This is a genomic window from Shewanella sp. WE21 (genome assembly GCF_002966515.1).
Classification (GTDB): domain Bacteria; phylum Pseudomonadota; class Gammaproteobacteria; order Enterobacterales; family Shewanellaceae; genus Shewanella; species Shewanella oncorhynchi.
This window is the reverse complement of the sequence record NZ_CP023019.1, coordinates 4,038,086-4,056,196: the sequence shown is the minus strand read 5'-3', so window position 1 is coordinate 4,056,196 and position 18,111 is coordinate 4,038,086. Positions and strand designations below refer to the sequence as shown.

Here is an 18,111-nt window from a genome sequence, read left to right as displayed (position 1 = left end):
CAAAAATGGCTTCGAGCACACAGAGCTCAAAGCCATTTTAAACCACACTATTTCAGTCACGCTACATCAGCTGTAGATAGAAGCTTCACCCTCTGGGCGCGTCTTGAGCAACCGCAGGAACCACATATACTGCTCTGGGTAAGCTAAGATAACTTGCTCGACCACTTTGTTCAGTGCCAACGCTTCGTTTTCTTTGCCCACCATGTCTTCCGGCGCAACGGCCGTCATCACAGTAAGATCAAATTGGCGTGACGTTTGATTGTAGCCAATCTTTACTGGCAACACTTGGGCATTCCCCGCCTGCGCTAAACGCCCAACAACAGGTAGCGTTGCCTTCACTGTGCCTAAAAAAGGCGCAAACACGCTTTGTTCAGGACCTAAGTCTTCATCGGGAAGATAAAAGAAACTGTTACCGCGCTTAAGCTCAGCCAATAACGCCCGAATGCCCGCCTCGCGCATATACACATGACCACCACAACTGCTGCGTACACGATTACTAAACCAATTGAATAAGCCGTTTTTATGGGCTTTGGCCATAGTCACCATAGGCAACTCAAGGTTAAGGCGTAAACCAGCATAATCGATTGGCCACACATGGGGCATGATAAAAATGATCGGTTGCCCGGCCGCTTGTGCTTTAGTCACATGCTCAAAGCCGATTAAATTCACTCGACGACGTAAATGCGCTTTTGAGCGCACCAGCAATTCGCCCTGTGCTAACAACACCAAAACGAAGTTTTGCACGTTCTCACGGATTAACACTTCAATCTCGGCGGTGGATTGCTCAGGAAAGCACGCCCTTAAGTTGGCTCTCGCAACGCTAATGGGCTTTTTGGCAATTGGCATCACTATTTTTGCCAATAATCTTGCTATGGGATCACGCAGCCATGCGGGCATGAGTCCGAAAATCACTAATAGACCAATCACTAACCAAGTGGCCCAGTATCTAGGGTGTAATAAGGCGAGTTTAAAACGACGGTCAAAATGTTTGGGCTGTCTTGACAAAGAATTCACCTCAGACAGTGGATAAAAACAATGGAGATATTGCATGAAAAAATAAACAGGAAAGCCACTCTCTAAGGAGTGGCTTTCCCATCAAACAAACGAAATTACTTACCCGTGTTTGCTGCTTCTACACGAGTTTTCAGCTTTTGGCCGGGACGGAAAGTCACGACACGACGAGCAGAAATGGGGATATCTTCGCCTGTTTTTGGGTTCCTTCCCGGTCTTTGATTCTTGTCCCTAAGGTCAAAGTTGCCAAAGCCAGATAACTTGACCTGCTCACCACTTTCAAGTGCGCCCCGAATCTCTTCAAAGAACGACTCAACCATCTCTTTGGCGACACGTTTGTTCATTCCGAGTGTTTCAAAAAGATGTTCTGCCATTTCGGCTTTGGTAAGTGCCATACTTTAATCCCTCAACGATGCGTTGAACTCGGACTTAAGGGCAGAAACGACTGAACCAACGGTCTCAGCAATCTCTTTTTCCTCAAGCGTACGAGTAGTGTCTTGTAATGTAAGTGCTATCGCCAGGCTCTTCTTGCCGGGTTCAACACCTTTACCTAAGTATACATCGAACAAGTTTATGCCAACCAACTGATTTTCGCCAACTTTTCTTATCAATTTCATTACATCACCTGCAGATACACTCTCATCTACTACGACTGCGATGTCACGACGATTAGCTGGAAACTTAGATACAGCTTGGGCTAGCGGCAAACTGGTATGCAATAAAGCATCCAATTCCAACTCAAAAACGATGGTTTTACCATTGAGTCCAAAAGGCTTCTCCAAACTAGGATGGATTGCACCTATATGACCGATCACTCGATCATTTCTCAATATTTCAGCACATTGCCCCGGATGGAGAGCAGAATGCGTCGCTCCTCTAAAGCTAAATTCTGATGCGGAAACTGTCAAGCCGATAATTGCTTCTAAATCACCTTTAAGGTCGAAAAAATCAACAGTTTTCGATTCCATAGCCCAATGTTCATCATTTTGGAGCCCAGTAATGACACAAGCGAGCATTGCTTGCTGTCTTACACCGGATTCTGCATTGATATCAGGAACAAAGCGCAGGCCAGTTTCAAAAAGTCTCACGCGACTCTGTTGACGACTTTGGTTGTAGCCAACGGCGGCCAATAAACCGGTGAACATTGACAGGCGCATGGCCGACATTTCACTGGAAATTGGGTTTGGTAACACCATAGCGTCTAAACCAGGGTGAACCAGATTTTGCAGTTTTGGATCGACAAAGCTGTAGGTTACCGCTTCTTGGAAACCACGAGCGACCAATAAGGCACGCACGCGTTTTAGGCTTAAGTCAGATTCTTTATGATCTGACATACGCAGCGCAGCAACAGGCGCCGTATTCGGGATATTGTTATAACCGTAAATACGGGCCACTTCTTCGATCAAATCTTCTTCAATCGCCATATCAAAACGATAAGTCGCGGTAGTGACCTGCCAACTATCTTGGCCCACAACCACACTGAAGCCGAGACGTTGTAGAATTTCGACCACATCTGTGTCTGGTACATGGTGGCCTAAAATTCGATCTAACTTGCTACGACGTAAAACGATTTGTGCAGGTTTGGGTAAATCAGCCTCTGATTTAGCCTCAACTACAGGGCCAGCTTCACCACCACAGATATCAAGTACTAAACGGGTCGCACGGTCGATAACCTTGTGTTGCATCTCAGGGTCAACACCACGCTCAAAGCGGTGTGATGAATCTGTATGCAAACCTAAACGACGTGACTTACCCATAATGGCAAGCGGCGCGAAGAAGGCACATTCAAGCAGTATGTCTTGGGTCGTGTCGCTCACGCCTGAGTATTCGCCGCCAAACACGCCGGCGAGGGCTAATGGACGCGCATCATCGGCGATCACTAAGGTATCACTTGGAATCGTAACTTCGCTGCCATCAAGCAGAGTGATTTTCTCTTCGCCAGTGCCTAAACGCACTTCGATATCGCCGGTTAATTTGGCAAGATCGAAAGCGTGCATAGGTTGACCGAATTCAATCAACACAAAGTTAGTGATGTCTACGATAGGATCGATAGAGCGAATACCGCTACGACGCAGTTTTTCCTGCATCCATAATGGCGTAGGCGCTTTAACATTGACGTTTTTAACCACACGGCCTAAGTAACGTGGACACGCTGCAGGCGCGTTAACGTTAATCGTGACCTGTGCATCTGTCGTTGGCGTGACGGCTTGCCACTGTGGCTCAACCACTGTTTGGCGGTTTAACACGCCCACTTCACGGGCAAGACCTGCCATACCTAAGCAATCGGCACGGTTAGCCGTTAAATCCACATCGATAACGGCATCATTCAGTTGCAGATAATCGCGGATGTCAGTGCCGAGTGGCGCGTCCAATGGCAATTCGATAATGCCATCGCTTTCGACGTTGATGCCAAGCTCGCTGTACGAGCACAACATGCCTTCTGATGGCATGCCACGCAGCTTGGCTTTCTTGATTTTGAAATCGCCAGGTAATACGGCGCCAACCATAGCCACGGCCACTTTAAGACCCTGACGGCAGTTTGGTGCACCGCAGACGATATCGATAAGTTCGCTACCACCAACGTTGATTTTGGTCACGCGCAGTTTATCGGCATCGGGATGCTGACCACACTCCACAACTTCACCAATCACGACACCGCTAAAATCGGCAGCCACGGCTTCAACGTCATCGACTTCGAGACCGGCCATAGTGATCTGGTGGGATAATGCTTCACGGCTGACTGAAGGGTTTACCCATTCACGAAGCCAAGATTCGCTAAATTTCATGCTATTACAGCTCCGTTATTTAAATTGCTTCAGGAAACGTAGGTCGTTTTCGAAAAACGCACGTAAATCGTTTACGCCGTAACGCAACATAGTTAAGCGCTCGACACCCATACCAAAAGCAAAACCAGAGTATTTTTCTGGATCTATGCCAACGCTGCGCAGCACATTCGGATGTACCATACCGCAGCCAAGCACTTCTAGCCATTTACCATTTTTGCCCATCACGTCCACTTCCGCTGAAGGTTCAGTGAATGGGAAGTAAGATGGACGGAAACGCACTTGCAGATCTTCTTCGAAGAAGTTACGCAGGAAGTCATGCAAAATGCCTTTCAATTCGGCAAAGTTCACATGCTCATCAACCAACAACCCTTCCACTTGGTGGAACATAGGCGTGTGAGTTTGGTCGTAATCGTTACGATAAACACGGCCCGGAGAAATAATGCGTAATGGTGGCTTTTCAGTTTCCATAGTACGAATTTGCACGCCCGAAGTTTGGGTACGCAGCATCAGTTTAGGATTGAAATAAAAGGTATCATGATCAGCACGCGCAGGATGGTGCTCAGAGATATTCAGTGCGTCGAAATTGTGGAAATCATCTTCAATTTCAGGCCCCTGCTTTACCGAGAACCCTAATTCCCCGAAAAAGGTTTCGATGCGCTCAATGGTTCGAGTCACAGGATGTAAGCCACCGATCTCTTGGGTGCGGCCTGGCAAAGTCACATCAATCTTTTCAGCGATTAATTTGGCTTCCAATTCCGAACTCTTCAGACCATCGATGCGCTCAGTTAATTTTTGTTGAATAGCCTGTTTAGCATCATTGACCGCTTGGCCAAAGGCTGGCTTTTCTTCAGGGCTTAAGCTACCCATCATTTTCATCATGTCGGTGATCTTACCCTTCTTACCAAGGTAATCGACACGGATATCATCCAGTGCTTTTAGATCACTGGCCTGGTCAATAATGACTAAGGCTTGTTCTACGATCTCAGTTAACTGCTGCATTTTCTCTTCCACTGCATAGTCGCGCTTGATAAACAAGTGCTATGGGCGCCAAACTTTCAGGCTATTTGGGTGCTCAGGTTATCGGGCGTTAATGCCAGACGCTTTGCTAGCTATAACGAAATAAAAGGATAGAAATTTTACGCGAGCGAGCGGCATATTACTAGGGCTTATTGGGGGTTTTTATCATGCAAATTCATGTGTTACCCCAGTTTGGAGCCTGAGTTTTACTCAAGGGGAAACCCAAACCTCGATTCTGACGTAAACAACTTCCGCTTTCAGCCACTAGCAGCATTTGTAACTAAACTGTAAACTCACACCTGTACCTTGCCAAAATTGCAGCAAACAACACAATAACGACTGCAATTAGACTACATTAACCATATAAATCATTACAAAACAGAAAACTATAAAGTCTATGGCAAACTGACCGATATAAATTCGGTTTATGGCCCATTTTATCGAGGCACTCATGAAAGAAGTAAAATTTCGCTGGATAGATCAATACCTTATCCATATGACCTTAAAAACTAAATTCGCTATTCTCTCTATCGTTCCCATGTTGATGATTGTTGGACTGGCGCTTTTCCTAGATAACCAATCCCAGCAAACCTTAATTCAAGGACAACTCAATAGTCTGCAAAATGCTTCACAACAAATCAACCAAGTCACTGGCAGCTTATATAACAAACTACCAGAGCAAGAACGCCAAACTATCCTTAATCAACTTAGTCGCGAAATTGAAGGTAATGTCAGCATTGTTTCGGTAAATGAAGCCGACAGTAAAGCGCAATCCATCGCTCGCAGTGGCGGTGGTATCGATGATAGCGGTAAGCAACCTAGAGCTGTGAGTCGCGTTAACGATCAAAACCTGATCACGATTATTCCCCTAGACAGCAAAGAAATTGATGCCTTGCTCGCCAACGATAACCTGCTGGTTTATGGCCTAATGGCGGCACTCTTGTTTGTGCTATTTTTGTTCAGCTATTACATTTCAACCTTCGTAGGCGGCGCACTTTATACGACAGTGATGGCATTAAAACGGGCCGCATCGGGTGATTTAACGGGGCGTTTAAACTTCTTCGAAGTAAAAGACGAGTTCAGTATCTTAGCCATCAGCATAGATACCTTAGTAGAACGTCAACATACCTTAGTCAAGCAAATCGCAGAATCGACCGCTAAAATACGCGAAGTTGTATCATCGTTTCGTAGCACTGCGCAGCAAGGTCAATCCTTGGCGGTAAACCAGAGACAACATCTGGACTCCTTAGCGACGGCAATGGAAGAAATGACTGCCGCAGTGAAAGAAGTAGCCCGCAATGCCGAACAATCCTCAGCCGAAACCCAAGAAGCCAATCAACAGGTTAGCGCGGGCGGGAAAGATATTGAAACCACAGTCAAAGCTATTGACGTGTTATCGGATGAAATCTCCGCGGCCTCAAATGCGGTGGGTGTACTCAATGACAACGCCAGTAAAATTGATGAAGTGGTATCAACTATTAATGCGATTTCCCAGCAAACCAACCTACTCGCCCTCAACGCAGCGATTGAAGCGGCACGCGCCGGTGAACAAGGTCGTGGCTTTGCCGTGGTGGCCGATGAAGTACGTACTTTAGCGGGGAGAACTCAGGCCGCAACGGTTGAAATCAAAACCATGATCGAATCACTTCAATCGGGTACTCGCAATCTGACACAAGTGATGTCGCGTACTGTGAATCAAGCTAATGAAGGTAAACAACACGTACTGCAAACGGGTAAAGACTTAGAGTTTATCGCCCACCACAGCAACAAAGTGTTTGAAATGAGTGTGCTAATTGCGACCTCGGCCGAAGAGCAATCGGCAGTGGCCAACGAGATTGCAACTAACTTAATGGAAATTCGCAACCAATCACACGATGTGGAGCAATCGGCCAACCAGTCGGTTTCAGGTTGTGATGAGCTGCAAGCAACAGCTGGTCAACTTGATCAGTTGATGGTGGGATTAAAAATCTAGTCGAGCATTATTTGATGGAATTTAAATTCACTTAACACCCAAAATGCACAAGGGAGCGATAATCGTTCCCTTGTTGTTTTCATTCTGACGGTCACTTTCCAATCAACAAGTGTTGTTTCAATTAATAAGTTAATTTTCAATCGATAACGCTACGGCAAAATGAATTCACGTCTGTTAATCCACGTCTTTAAGTGGCCATAGCACGATATGATCTTCAATATCCTTCACGCGTCTTTCATCCACCACCTTGCCTTTGATCGACATACCCGCTAAATGCATCGCTTCTTTGGAGCCTGTGAGCAGCGGATGCCAGCTCGGTAGCTCACGCCCTGCCGCTAGGCGGCGATAGGCACAACTGTCGGGCAACCAAGTTAGCTCATGGATATTATCAATCGTGATCACTGTACATTGGGGGACATGGGTGAAACGGTCACTGTAATGCTGACAGCCTGCCGTTTGATGATCGAGCAAAAGGCAAGCTGCATTGGTGTAATACAAGTCTTCGGTTTCATCATCTATCAACTTGTTTAAACAACATTTACCACAACCGTCACACAGGGATTCCCACTCGGTTGTGCTCATCTGCGCTAATGTTTTACTCTGCCAAAATGCCATGATTAACTGTATCTTCTTAATAAAAAACCCGCTCAATGCGGGCTATTTTACACTAATTTGTCGTCAGATACGCAATGCCACTGAGATTAACGAGTGTGGTTTGACGCGCCAGAGCTCATTAGGAGCGTCTTGATGCTGCCTAGTTAATCTTTGATCCCAAGGCTCAGCTTATGCTCAGCCAATAAATTCACCTGAGGTGGCGGAATTTGTAAATAAAAGCCATTTTCTGCCATTGCTGCTCTGACTTTATGTATATCTGCCATACCTAACGCGTCGCGTTTAGCGATAGGAAACACCATCACCAACTTTGGCACGCCAAACATTTCCATCAAAGGCACTGGAACATCGTCAAAACAATCTCTTTTCTTCACAAATAAATAAGTATCAGCCTTTCGGCTACTTTTATAAACGGCACATAGCATAAGAATCAAATATCCAATAGTTCAAACTTGCCAGTCAATGGGGCACACTATAACATGGTCGCCTAGTAATTTAATTGTAAAATCAGCGAACCGACTGATGATTTCTGGAGAATAGTGCCGGGATGTCAAAACCTAGCTTAGAGTTAAAAGGCGCTTCTTTTACTCTTTCAGTGCTTCATATTAATAGCAGCGATTTACAAGCTGTCATGACTGAATTAGACCATAAATTGGCACAGGCTCCTCAGTTTTTTCTGGGTGCTCCTTTAGTCGTCAATCTGAGTGCCATTCAGCACGACAGCTTGAATTTAAGTGCGTTAAAGGATCTGCTGATCTCACGTCAATTAGTGATTGTTGGCATAACGGGCGCGACAACCGTACTCAGTAAACAAGCAAAAGACTTAGGCCTTGCCATAGTCAAAGCGGGAAAACAGAGCAGTACCCCGCCGCCAGCCCCGCGCCAAACTAAGATAGTGAAGCAAAATATTCGTTCAGGCCAACAAGTCTACGCAAAAAATGGTGATTTAATCATATTTGGTGCGGTAGGCAATGGCGCAGAAGTCATCGCAGATGGTAGCATTCATATCTATGGCGCATTACGAGGGAAAGCCATGGCAGGCGCCGCGGGCGATACCAGCGCCGTTATCATTGCCCACTCTCTGGAGGCCGAACTCGTTTCAATAGCAGGGCAATATTGGCTCGCTGAAAATCTACAACAACATAGCTCAGATAAAAGCGGCTGCATTCGCCTAAACGGTGAGTCGCTTATGGTTGAATCATTGCCCCTCTAAATGGCAGAACAAAGGATAGAGAGAAACATGGCACAAATTATTGTTGTCACTTCAGGTAAAGGCGGCGTAGGTAAAACCACATCGAGTGCTGCAATTGCGACCGGTCTTGCCATGCAAGGACACAAGACAGTCGTTATTGATTTCGATATAGGTTTACGAAACTTAGACTTGATCATGGGTTGCGAGCGTCGTGTTGTTTATGACTTCGTTAATGTGATCAATGGTGAAGCCAATTTAAATCAAGCGCTGATCAAAGATAAACGCTGCGATAAGTTATTCGTTTTACCCGCTTCACAGACCCGTGATAAAGATGCACTGACCAAAGAAGGCGTCGGCCGTGTTCTAGACGATTTGGCCAAAGACTTTGAATTTATTCTGTGTGACTCTCCCGCTGGGATTGAGCAAGGCGCTATGATGGCATTGTATTTTGCCGATATCGCCATTGTGACCACTAACCCAGAAGTCAGTTCAGTGCGCGATTCAGACCGTATTTTAGGTATGTTGCAAAGCAAATCACGCCGCGCAGAACTGAATCTAGAGCCGATAAAAGAATATTTACTCTTGACTCGTTATTCACCGAGCCGTGTAAAATCGGGCGAAATGTTAAGTGTCGACGATGTTCAAGAAATTCTGGCCATTGAGTTACTCGGCGTTATTCCTGAGTCACAATCTGTACTGAAAGCCTCTAACTCAGGCGTACCAGTGATTATCGACCAAGAAAGTGATGCAGGTTTAGCCTACAGTGATACAGTCGCACGCTTACTGGGTGAAGATGTACCAGTACGCTTTATTACGGAAGAAAAGAAAGGTTTCTTACAACGGATATTTGGTAGCTAATTATGTCTTTACTCGACTATTTCAAAAGCAAGAAAAAGCCTAGCACTGCGGTAATGGCAAAAGAGCGCCTACAGATCATCGTGGCTCATCAACGTGGACAAAGGGACACTCCCGATTATTTCCCACAGATGAAACAAGAGATCATTGCCGTTATTCGCAAATATGTGCCGATTTCTGATGATCAAGTTTCTGTGCAGTTAGATCAAAACGACGCCAACCTGTCGGTACTCGAGCTTAACGTCACTTTGCCTGACAGATAAGTCGATGACACAAAAAATGTCATCTTCAATTGAAGATGACATTTTGATGTGGATGTTTTTCAGCGATAGCTTCAAGTACGGAATATTAAGCACTAGACCTCAAGCTTTGCTAAAGCCTCAGTTGCCAATTCCCCTCGCCAACCGCATAACACTGCCGGTAAATCCCCTTGTTGCTTATCCCAACGCCATTGCAAAAACTCATGGATATGACGTTTAGAACCGAGCATTTCCTGCGGCACATCATGCTTTTCGCATAATTCGACCAAACAGCTTTTAATCGCTTTAAAAGCCGATTTGTAGCCTGATTTTAACGCCAATACATCCACTAACTCGGGTAAATTCACCAAATCCGCAGTTTGTAGCACACGTAATAAATCTTTGCCGTGAATGCGTTTTTCCTGTTCGGTCAAGTCATTGAGCTTAAACAAATCAGCCGAAGTTTTAGGTTGCTTCTTCGCTAATGCAATAAGACCATGATCTTTGATCACAAAACCTAAGGCTAAATCACGGACTAAGGCTTTTTCAAGGCGCCATTTGGCGAGCACTTTAAGGTAAGCCAATTGAATTTCAGTGAGTTGAAAAGCATTTTTCACTTTCAAATAGGCTGTATCGAGATCAGGATCGGCAAGCCTGCCCTGAGTCATCCTTTCCCCTTCCTCGTATAACCAAGCTAAACGCCCTTGGGCGCTGAGTTTCGCTTCTAGTTGAGGATAGAGCTGATACAAATACAGGACGTCATTGGCGGCGTAGCTTAACTGGGCTTCCGTTAAAGGACGACGGATCCAATCTGTACGCGACTCACCTTTATCGATCACTTCACCAAGGCAAGTTTCAACTAACTTGGCATAACCCACCCCATGACCCATACCACACAAAGAGGCGGCAATTTGGCTATCAAACAAAGGCGTAGGCTGACATTTGCCATAGTGGGCAAAAACTTCTAAGTCTTCACTGCAGGAATGCACTAGCTTAACGATATTCGGGTCCGATAACAGCGCCCAAAACTGGGCTAAATCAGGTAAAGCCACCGGATCAATCAAAGCTAAGGTTTTACCATCATAGGCTTGGATCAAACCTAACTTGGCATAATAAGTACGAGTACGAACAAACTCGGTATCTAACACGAGTATCTTACTCTGTTTATATTGGGCAACGAGGGCATTAAGGCTTGCTTCATCACTCACATATTGAAACGCTGACAAATTCTTCTCCAGATCCTGTGGGTCAATCACAGTCCATAAAAACAAAAGCCGGCAAATGCCGGCTTCAATCTTACGCGCGCTTAGCTTCGTCTCTAAGCTCTCGTCGCAAGATTTTACCCACGTTGGTTTTAGGTAACTCGTCCCTAAATTCTACCAGCTTCGGCACTTTATATCCCGTTAAATGAATACGGCAGTGCTTAATGATGTCTTCAGCGGTTAAAGATTTATCTTTTGCCACCACAAATACCTTCACTAACTCGCCACTGGCGTCGTTTGGCACACCAACAGCAGCCACTTCAATCACTTTTGGATGAAGTGCGACCACTTCCTCTACTTCGTTAGGGAATACGTTAAAACCTGAGACTAAGATCATATCCTTCTTACGGTCGACAATATAGAAGAAACCTTTCTCATCCATATAACCAATATCGCCCGTAGCTAACCAACCGTCAGTGTCGATCACTTTGGCGGTTTCTTCAGGGCGTTGCCAATAGCCTTTCATCACCTGAGGACCTTTACCGAACAGTTCACCGGTTTCGCCTTGGGCTAATACCTTGCCGTCATCATTACGAATTTGGATCAGTGTCGAAGGTGCAGGAAAACCAATTGAACCGTTATAACCGTCTAAGTTATATGGACAACAGGTTAATAAGGGTGAGGCTTCCGTCAGACCATAACCTTCAAGTAAACGGGTTTTAGTAATGGTTTGCCATTTATCCGCCACGGCTTTTTGTACCGCCATGCCGCCACCGATAGAGAGTTTTAAGCGTGAGAAATCCAACTGGGAAAAATCATCACTGTTCACTAAAGCGTTAAATAAGGTATTTACCCCAGTTAATGCGGTGAAAGGATACTTTTTCAACTCAGCCACAAATCCTGGGATATCGCGAGGATTGGTGATGAGTAAATTCTGACTACCTTTGTGCAAAAACAGCAGGCAATTCACGGTCAAGGCGAAGATGTGATACAGAGGCAAGGCCGTTACGACAAACTCACTGCCATCGTTTAAAGCGGGAGAATATGCACCATCGGCCTGCAATACGTTTGCGACAATATTGCCATGGGTCAACATAGCGCCTTTAGAGACCCCAGTGGTGCCACCTGTGTATTGTAAAAACGCTAAATCATCATTAGTGACTTCAGGTTTGATGTATTGCATGCGACGACCCGTTGATAAGGTATCGCGCATTGATAAGGCATGGGGTAAATCGTATTTTGGCACTAACTTCTTGATGTACTTCACCACAAAGTTCACTAAGGTACGTTTTGGTGCACTTAATTGATCACCTAAACTGGTGATAATCACGCTTTCAACGGGAGTTTGTTCGACAACTTCTTCTAAAGTGCGGGCGAAGTTTGACACCACCACAATGGCTTTGGCGCCAGAGTCAATCAACTGATGTTTAAGTTCGCGCGGTGTATAAAGTGGGTTAACGTTAACAACCACCATACCTGCACGCAAAACACCAAACAGTGCAATGGGATACTGCAACAGGTTTGGCATCATCAAGGCGACACGGTCGCCCTTTTCAAGCTTTAATTCATTTTGTAAATACGCAGCGAATGCTCGGCTGCGTTCTTCCAATTTACGATAGGTTAGCGTGGCACCCATGTTGATAAATGCAGGTTGATCTTCATACTTAGCCACCGCTGTCTCGAACATGTCGACAAGCGATGAGTATTGTTCCACATTAATTTCAGCAGGCACATCTTCTGGCAAATGATTAATCCAAGGCTGATCCACTACTCTCTCCTAAATCCCCACAACTGCGGAAACAATATCCATACAAGCGTCAAGACTCGATAAATACCGAGTTAAAATACCGGCTTACATTTTATAGTTATTGATTTACTCGTCATAAATCATACGAGCGTTTTAATTTTGATCATCATCACATAAAAAAAACAAAAAACCTAGCGTCTTTTTTATACCCATATAAGCAACCTATTAAACGAATTTGCGGATCAAACGTGCAACGCCTTCGGCATTGTCCATATGCACATGATGATCGCCCTCAATTATGTGCTCAGACAAATGCTTGAACCACGTTCTGGCCTTAGGTATCGCGCTCTGCAACTGGCTAAATCCCTGTTTGCCACAAATTAATAAGGTTTCAACATTGATGTCCTGCATCAAGGCATCAACTTGGGCGAAGGTTAATCGTTGGGGTGAATCTAATCTTAATCGAGGATCACTACGCCAACCTATGCCATCACCTTCGGGCTGCATATTACGATCGAGCAACAAACGACACCAAGGTTCGGCAAGTCCTGTTAAATGTGCCCTCGCCCGCACCGCAGTATCTATACTGTCGTAAATCTTTGCCTGCCCATGCTTCTGAGTTAAATACTTCTCATGCTGATAGAAGCTTTTTTTCAATCGCGCCTTAGCTTGCGTTGGCAACTCAGACAAGGGGCTTAACGCTTCAATCAATACCAGCTTGTTAACCTTTTCGGGAAACGTCGCCGTATAAGCTGAGGCAATAATACCGCCGAGCGAATGCCCAATCATTGCGGCTGGCTTTTGCGGTAATGCCGTTAACAACGCGTCTAAATCATACAAATAATCAATCCAATGCAGTGGATAGTGTCCCGGCCTATGTGCAGAAAAGCCGTGTCCCGGCCAATCAATGGCGAGCACTTGATAATCGAGTAAATGCACTGTTAAAGGTTCAAAACTGTTGGCGTTATCTAACCAACCATGTAAGGCAAGCAATAAAGGTTTATCCTTCGTCCCCCATAATCGGCCCGCGATCGTAATATGAGGTAATACAAATTCGATTTGATTTTTGGGGGCGAAAGATTGCCACATAATGCCTCTGATGTCAGGTAATTAAGATGATTTTTTGACAAATTTAAGTGTCATACGGTCACTTTCACCGATCGCTTGGTATTTTTCTTTATCGGTATCACCCAAGGCAAAAGAGGGCGGTAGCGTCCAAACACCTTTGGCGTAATCTTTCGTATCTTTGGGGTTCGCATTGATTTCTGCACTTTCAACTAAGGTAAAACCTGCTTTTTTGGCTAAAGCAACCATAGCCGCTTGATCCATATAGCCAGTGCTGAAGTTCATTCCTTCGTTGGCTCTATGCTCTACCACGCCAAAGATACCGCCGTCCTTCAACACTTTATAAGACGCGGCAAACACGTTTTCCAACTGATCTGTCGATGCCCAGTTATGTAGATTTCGGAAGGTTAATACCAGATCAGCACTACCGTCAGCACCTAAATCCATCTTATGTGGAGGATCGAAGGTAACAATCTTAGCATTGCCCATGACGTCTTTATTGGCCGTCATCCACGCAGCATACTTAGTTCCCGCGTTCGCGCGATAACGATTTCCGGGAGTATCTGTTGCAGGAGCTGTTTCGAAACTGGCTGCGATATATCGGCCCTCTTTAGCAAGATAAGGCCCTAATATTTCACTGTACCAGCCATTACCCGGCCAGAGTTCAATCACAGTCTGTTTTGGGGTAATGCCAAAAAAAGTTAAGGTTTCAGCGGGATGACGATAAACGTCACGACTGGCATTTTTAGCCTGACGAAAATCGCTTTTTAAGACTTTATCTAAGCTTTCATCGGCATAGGTAACACTCGAACATAAACCAGCAAGCAGCAGACTGGCAACTAAGGTGACTTTTTTCATTGTAATTCTCCATGGATACCGAAGGCTTAACCTAGCAGCCAATGGCCAAAAATCCAAGGAATAGAAGTCGGAAAACTAAGCTTTAAGCGACATAAGTGGTTATAGCTCAAAGTGATGAGCAAAATCACCTTTACCTAAATCAACAAAGTTCAAAGCAGAAAAACGATGGGGAAAACACTAGACGACTGAGGCCTTAAACAAGCTTGAGAACTAACGACTCGCAGCGTTATCGACACGGCGCCACGCAAAATACAAAGCGCAGGCACTGGTTAATAACCATAATCCCACCCAAATCCACGCGGGGATCCAAGAACGCTCGGCCAACATCACTGCATCACCTTGACCATCAAGCCCGAGCAACACTGTCGGACTCGCAAGCGCATTAAGCATGATCATCAAGCCAATAATACGCAAAAACTGAGTCAACATTTTGTTTTGACTGAGTTTAAGCGGTAACAACAAAATAATAGTCAGCACAGCTAAAATCGCTAACGTGAGAATATCCCTGCCCCAAAGCAAGCCGCTTAGCACGACTAAGGCACCTAGCAAGGCAAAACTCACGCGGATCCCCTTTGGCCAAGTCGCTAATAAATAAATTAAATATCCCCAACAGGCCGCACCAAAATACCCTGCAAAGCCAATAAACATCGGCGAGCCGCCTTGGCTAAAACAAAATCCTGCGCCGTTCGGAAACAACTGAATATGGCTCACCACGCCCGAGCTTAAAATCGTTGCAATACCATGGGACAGTTCATGAAAATAGCTTTCAAGCCATTTAAACGGCACGCTCAAATAGGGAATTCGAGTTATCAATAAAGCTAAAACTAGCTCGATAATAAACAAACCACGGCTTGGCACACCACTTGTGGCTAAGCCTGTCAGTTTAGAAGAGGAAAATCGCGAGGTTGAACGAGAAGACGTTTTTTGATGCTCAAGCATACAAATCCACACCCACCATTTGCTGAATTTCATCGCGTTTGGCGGCATGTTGGGTTTGTAAATATTGAGCAATCGCTCCCTGATGACCGCGAGTATCTTGCTCATACTCGAGGTGCGCACCAAGCCTTGACTGTAAATTTCCCGCTGCGTTTTTACTTTTAGGCTGAGTTTCTAAACTAAGGGCTTCGACGGCATTTTGCTCAATCACTGGGCGTGACGATTCAGGCGCAGTCAGCCCCTGAGCGATAGCGGGTCTATTACTCGCTACAGCATTCGTCAAACTCATTTGATTCACATTAACTTGCATTAAGAAGCCTTAAGTTTGCACTATCCATCGTTAAGCCATTCATCGTAAAGAATGCTTAGCATCAATCGCCTGAGATTCTATCGCAGATACTCAGGCAAAGAACAGCTTATTCACGGCCGGGTAACTTTTTCCATGTGACTGTATCACGTAAGTACACAGGTTCAAGCTCATCGACCGAGGTTGTCAGTCCAGCTTTTATGCCTGCTTCAGCCAATATCAGCATAGCCTTTGCATCGGGATATTTCACGGCCTCGAGAGCTAAAATCCCCTTGCCGAGTGCCAGCAAATCGGGATAAGCATCAAAACCTGTGCCGCAGCCCACAATTGGCGCTTGAGTATCGAGCTGAAGTTGTACGTCCGCAGGCGCACTGACCACTTCTTTACCGACAAGCGTTGCAATACCGTCAACGGCCACAAACTGGCCCCAATACACTTCCCCCATGCGCGCATCAATGGCGCACAAAACTTGCTCGGCTTGATGCTGGCTAATCGCCATTTGTGCCATTGCCGCTAAGGTTGAAATACCAATCACAGGCAAATCTAACCCCAGTGCCAGACCTTGCGTCATGCTCGTGCAAATACGGATCCCCGTAAAACTGCCAGGGCCTCGTCCGTAAGCAATCGCAGTCACTTTATCTAAGCGAATGCCCGCTTGCTTGAGCACTGAATCGACCATAGGCAGCAGACGTTGACTGTGTTCACGCGGCGCATCGGCAAGTTCAGCATACATCTGACCTTGGTATTGCAGCGCAGCTGAGCAGGATTCGGTACAAGTGTCTAAGGCAAGAATACAAGCAGAGTGTTCGTGTGTTATTGTCATTTCAAAACCGGATTAGCGGGCAAGATTTCGCATCAAATTTACATAATCTGTATTGCGCGAATATGCCATGAGAAAACTGGCGCAAATAATAACATCAAATGCCCGAAAACAAAGGGCTAAGCAAGCAACTCAGCTAAAATAGCGCTCACATGATATTCAGTCGCAAATCTGGACGAGATGAATTTATGTGATCTAAGTCAATGATCAATAAACTCATTAATGAATATAGCTCGCTTGGGGAAACTTTTTCAACTTTGATTGTCAGAGCAGAAAAGTAAGGGGCGAATTTATCCCTTGCCATTCCCTTAGTATTGTACGATTGCTTTAACCCGCCTTAGATAAGGACATTTCATGTTAAACACGCCTCCATTGCGTCGCTTAAGACGCTTACGTAATTCAGAAGCAATGCGCGATCTGCTGCGCGAAACCCATATTTCGCTGAGCGATCTTATCCATCCCCTGTTCATTGAAGAGCATATCACCCATGCCGTGCCCATCTCCACGCTACCAGGCATCAGCCGCTTACCTGAGAGCGCACTGGCAAATGAAGTGCGCGAGCTTTACGCCCTCGGGATCCGCTATGTGATGCCCTTTGGGATTTCCCACACTAAGGATGATAAGGGCAGCGATACATGGGACGACAATGGTTTACTCGCCCGTATGGTGCGCACCATTAAAGCTACCGTGCCTGAGATGATGGTGATCCCCGACATTTGTTTTTGTGAATACACAAATCACGGCCATTGCGGCGTAGTTCACAATAATGAAGTCTGCAACGACCTCACCGTCGAAAATTTAGTTAAGCAATCGATAACAGCCGCCAAAGCGGGCGCTGATATGTTAGCACCATCGGCAATGATGGACGGTCAAGTGAAAGCCATTCGCCAAGGGCTCGATGCCGCAGGTTTTGAACATGTGGCGATTCTGGCCCACTCTGCAAAATTCGCTTCTTCTTTTTACGGTCCTTTTAGAGCAGCGGTTGATTGTGAACTCAGCGGAAATCGCAAGGGATATCAACTGGATTATGCTAATGGTCGTCAAGCCCTGTTAGAAGCCTCATTAGATGAAGCCGAAGGCGCCGATATCCTGATGGTTAAACCCGGCACACCCTACTTAGATGTGCTCAGCCGTTTAAGACAAGAAACCCACTTGCCACTCGCCGCCTATCAAGTCGGCGGTGAATATGCGGGCATTAAATTTGCCGCCCTTGCGGGCGCGTTGGATGAGCGTGCTGTGGTGACTGAAACGTTTATCGGTTTAAAGCGGGCGGGTGCAGATTTGATTGTCAGCTATTACACCAAACAATACGCCCAATGGTTAACTGAAAGCCGATAGTTGCGTCGGTAGCGAATCAAAAGTTACGCTAATCGTTAAATCGATAGCTAAGCGGCTTGTTAAGAGAACAACTAGGTTTTGCACTTTAGAAACCCCATAAAAACGCCACCTTTATCGGTGGCGTTTTTGTATTTAACACCCTGTGCTAAATCGC

At 45.6% G+C, this 18,111-nt stretch carries 18 protein-coding genes; 5 read left to right on the top strand and 13 right to left on the bottom strand.

Translation table 11 applies throughout. The features are described 5' to 3' along the window. Window positions 1-66: 66 nt before the first annotated feature. From lpxM to pheS, 4 genes are all read right to left on the bottom strand, one after another. Window positions 67-1,005 (bottom strand): lauroyl-Kdo(2)-lipid IV(A) myristoyltransferase, encoded by a 939-nt coding sequence (gene lpxM / locus CKQ84_RS18160; protein ID WP_105253109.1) that lies wholly within the window; start codon window positions 1,003-1,005, stop codon window positions 67-69. Between the two features lie 104 nt (window positions 1,006-1,109). Then, a complete protein-coding gene (gene ihfA, locus CKQ84_RS18155) occupies window positions 1,110-1,406 on the bottom strand; it encodes an integration host factor subunit alpha (RefSeq protein ID WP_006081370.1) in 297 nt (98 codons plus the stop codon). 3 nt (window positions 1,407-1,409) lie between these two features. Next, window positions 1,410-3,797, bottom strand: coding sequence for a phenylalanine--tRNA ligase subunit beta (pheT, locus tag CKQ84_RS18150; RefSeq protein WP_105252276.1), 2,388 nt, complete (start codon window positions 3,795-3,797; stop codon window positions 1,410-1,412). A 15-nt stretch (window positions 3,798-3,812) separates the two neighbouring features. Then, window positions 3,813-4,796, bottom strand: coding sequence for a phenylalanine--tRNA ligase subunit alpha (pheS, locus tag CKQ84_RS18145; RefSeq protein WP_006081368.1), 984 nt, complete (start codon window positions 4,794-4,796; stop codon window positions 3,813-3,815). Window positions 4,797-5,265: 469 nt separating this feature from the next. Between pheS and CKQ84_RS18140 the strand changes: the two genes are divergently transcribed. Next, on the top strand, window positions 5,266-6,786 hold the full coding sequence (locus CKQ84_RS18140) for a methyl-accepting chemotaxis protein (protein WP_105253108.1): 1,521 nt from the start codon (window positions 5,266-5,268) through the stop codon (window positions 6,784-6,786). Window positions 6,787-6,960: 174 nt separating this feature from the next. On the opposite strand, the gene CKQ84_RS18135 is transcribed toward CKQ84_RS18140, so the two are convergent. Continuing rightward, window positions 6,961-7,401, bottom strand: coding sequence for a YcgN family cysteine cluster protein (locus CKQ84_RS18135; RefSeq protein ID WP_105252275.1), 441 nt, complete (start codon window positions 7,399-7,401; stop codon window positions 6,961-6,963). Window positions 7,402-7,544: 143 nt separating this feature from the next. After that, a complete protein-coding gene (locus CKQ84_RS18130) occupies window positions 7,545-7,823 on the bottom strand; it encodes a YcgL domain-containing protein (protein WP_028760191.1) in 279 nt (92 codons plus the stop codon). 122 nt (window positions 7,824-7,945) lie between these two features. On the opposite strand from CKQ84_RS18130, the gene minC reads away from it, so the two are divergent. Genes minC through minE form a run of 3 tightly spaced genes read left to right on the top strand, consistent with a single transcriptional unit; the run spans window position 7,946 to window position 9,708 of the window. Continuing rightward, entirely contained in the window at window positions 7,946-8,611 is a 666-nt protein-coding gene (minC, locus tag CKQ84_RS18125) for a septum site-determining protein MinC (RefSeq protein ID WP_006086392.1), read from the top strand. Between the two features lie 27 nt (window positions 8,612-8,638). Then, complete coding sequence (gene minD / locus CKQ84_RS18120) at window positions 8,639-9,448, top strand: septum site-determining protein MinD (protein WP_006086391.1); 810 nt, start codon at window positions 8,639-8,641, stop codon at window positions 9,446-9,448. A 2-nt stretch (window positions 9,449-9,450) separates the two neighbouring features. Continuing rightward, window positions 9,451-9,708 carry a cell division topological specificity factor MinE gene (gene minE, locus CKQ84_RS18115; RefSeq protein ID WP_028760193.1) on the top strand — a complete coding sequence of 86 codons (258 nt, stop codon included), beginning with the start codon at window positions 9,451-9,453 and terminating at the stop codon, window positions 9,706-9,708. 92 nt (window positions 9,709-9,800) lie between these two features. On the opposite strand, the gene rnd is transcribed toward minE, so the two are convergent. The 7 genes from rnd to tsaB form a co-directional block, all read right to left on the bottom strand. After that, complete coding sequence (gene rnd, locus CKQ84_RS18110; RefSeq protein ID WP_028760194.1) at window positions 9,801-10,910, bottom strand: ribonuclease D; 1,110 nt, start codon at window positions 10,908-10,910, stop codon at window positions 9,801-9,803. Between the two features lie 70 nt (window positions 10,911-10,980). Continuing rightward, window positions 10,981-12,654: a long-chain-fatty-acid--CoA ligase FadD gene (fadD, locus tag CKQ84_RS18105; RefSeq protein WP_105252274.1), complete on the bottom strand. Its 1,674-nt coding sequence runs from the start codon at window positions 12,652-12,654 to the stop codon at window positions 10,981-10,983. A gap of 204 nt (window positions 12,655-12,858) precedes the next feature. After that, window positions 12,859-13,722, bottom strand: coding sequence for an alpha/beta fold hydrolase (locus CKQ84_RS18100; RefSeq protein ID WP_105252273.1), 864 nt, complete (start codon window positions 13,720-13,722; stop codon window positions 12,859-12,861). A 21-nt stretch (window positions 13,723-13,743) separates the two neighbouring features. Next, a complete protein-coding gene (locus CKQ84_RS18095; protein WP_105252272.1) occupies window positions 13,744-14,556 on the bottom strand; it encodes a class I SAM-dependent methyltransferase in 813 nt (270 codons plus the stop codon). A gap of 210 nt (window positions 14,557-14,766) precedes the next feature. Next, entirely contained in the window at window positions 14,767-15,495 is a 729-nt protein-coding gene (locus CKQ84_RS18090) for a M50 family metallopeptidase (protein ID WP_028760198.1), read from the bottom strand. Continuing rightward, window positions 15,488-15,802, bottom strand: coding sequence for a hypothetical protein (locus CKQ84_RS18085; RefSeq protein WP_105252271.1), 315 nt, complete (start codon window positions 15,800-15,802; stop codon window positions 15,488-15,490). The genes CKQ84_RS18090 and CKQ84_RS18085 overlap by 8 nt, the downstream gene beginning before the upstream one ends. 106 nt (window positions 15,803-15,908) lie before the next feature. Then, entirely contained in the window at window positions 15,909-16,622 is a 714-nt protein-coding gene (gene tsaB / locus CKQ84_RS18080; RefSeq protein WP_105252270.1) for a tRNA (adenosine(37)-N6)-threonylcarbamoyltransferase complex dimerization subunit type 1 TsaB, read from the bottom strand. Window positions 16,623-16,973: 351 nt separating this feature from the next. On the opposite strand from tsaB, the gene hemB reads away from it, so the two are divergent. After that, the gene (gene hemB, locus CKQ84_RS18075) at window positions 16,974-17,957 is read left to right on the top strand and encodes a porphobilinogen synthase (protein ID WP_105252269.1); all 984 of its coding nucleotides are present in this window, start codon (window positions 16,974-16,976) and stop codon (window positions 17,955-17,957) included. Window positions 17,958-18,111: the final 154 nt, after the last annotated feature.

Coding starts and splice junctions, on each gene's coding strand:
- ihfA (WP_006081370.1), bottom strand. CDS start 1,406: ATGGCACTTACCAAAGCCGAAATGGCAGAACATCTTTTTGAAACACTC.
- pheT (WP_105252276.1), bottom strand. CDS start 3,797: ATGAAATTTAGCGAATCTTGGCTTCGTGAATGGGTAAACCCTTCAGTC.
- pheS (WP_006081368.1), bottom strand. CDS start 4,796: ATGCAGCAGTTAACTGAGATCGTAGAACAAGCCTTAGTCATTATTGAC.
- CKQ84_RS18140 (WP_105253108.1), top strand. CDS start 5,266: ATGAAAGAAGTAAAATTTCGCTGGATAGATCAATACCTTATCCATATG.
- CKQ84_RS18135 (WP_105252275.1), bottom strand. CDS start 7,401: ATGGCATTTTGGCAGAGTAAAACATTAGCGCAGATGAGCACAACCGAG.
- CKQ84_RS18130 (WP_028760191.1), bottom strand. CDS start 7,823: ATGCTATGTGCCGTTTATAAAAGTAGCCGAAAGGCTGATACTTATTTA.
- minC (WP_006086392.1), top strand. CDS start 7,946: ATGTCAAAACCTAGCTTAGAGTTAAAAGGCGCTTCTTTTACTCTTTCA.
- minD (WP_006086391.1), top strand. CDS start 8,639: ATGGCACAAATTATTGTTGTCACTTCAGGTAAAGGCGGCGTAGGTAAA.
- minE (WP_028760193.1), top strand. CDS start 9,451: ATGTCTTTACTCGACTATTTCAAAAGCAAGAAAAAGCCTAGCACTGCG.
- CKQ84_RS18100 (WP_105252273.1), bottom strand. CDS start 13,722: ATGTGGCAATCTTTCGCCCCCAAAAATCAAATCGAATTTGTATTACCT.
- CKQ84_RS18095 (WP_105252272.1), bottom strand. CDS start 14,556: ATGAAAAAAGTCACCTTAGTTGCCAGTCTGCTGCTTGCTGGTTTATGT.
- CKQ84_RS18090 (WP_028760198.1), bottom strand. CDS start 15,495: ATGCTTGAGCATCAAAAAACGTCTTCTCGTTCAACCTCGCGATTTTCC.
- CKQ84_RS18085 (WP_105252271.1), bottom strand. CDS start 15,802: ATGCAAGTTAATGTGAATCAAATGAGTTTGACGAATGCTGTAGCGAGT.
- tsaB (WP_105252270.1), bottom strand. CDS start 16,622: ATGACAATAACACACGAACACTCTGCTTGTATTCTTGCCTTAGACACT.
- hemB (WP_105252269.1), top strand. CDS start 16,974: ATGTTAAACACGCCTCCATTGCGTCGCTTAAGACGCTTACGTAATTCA.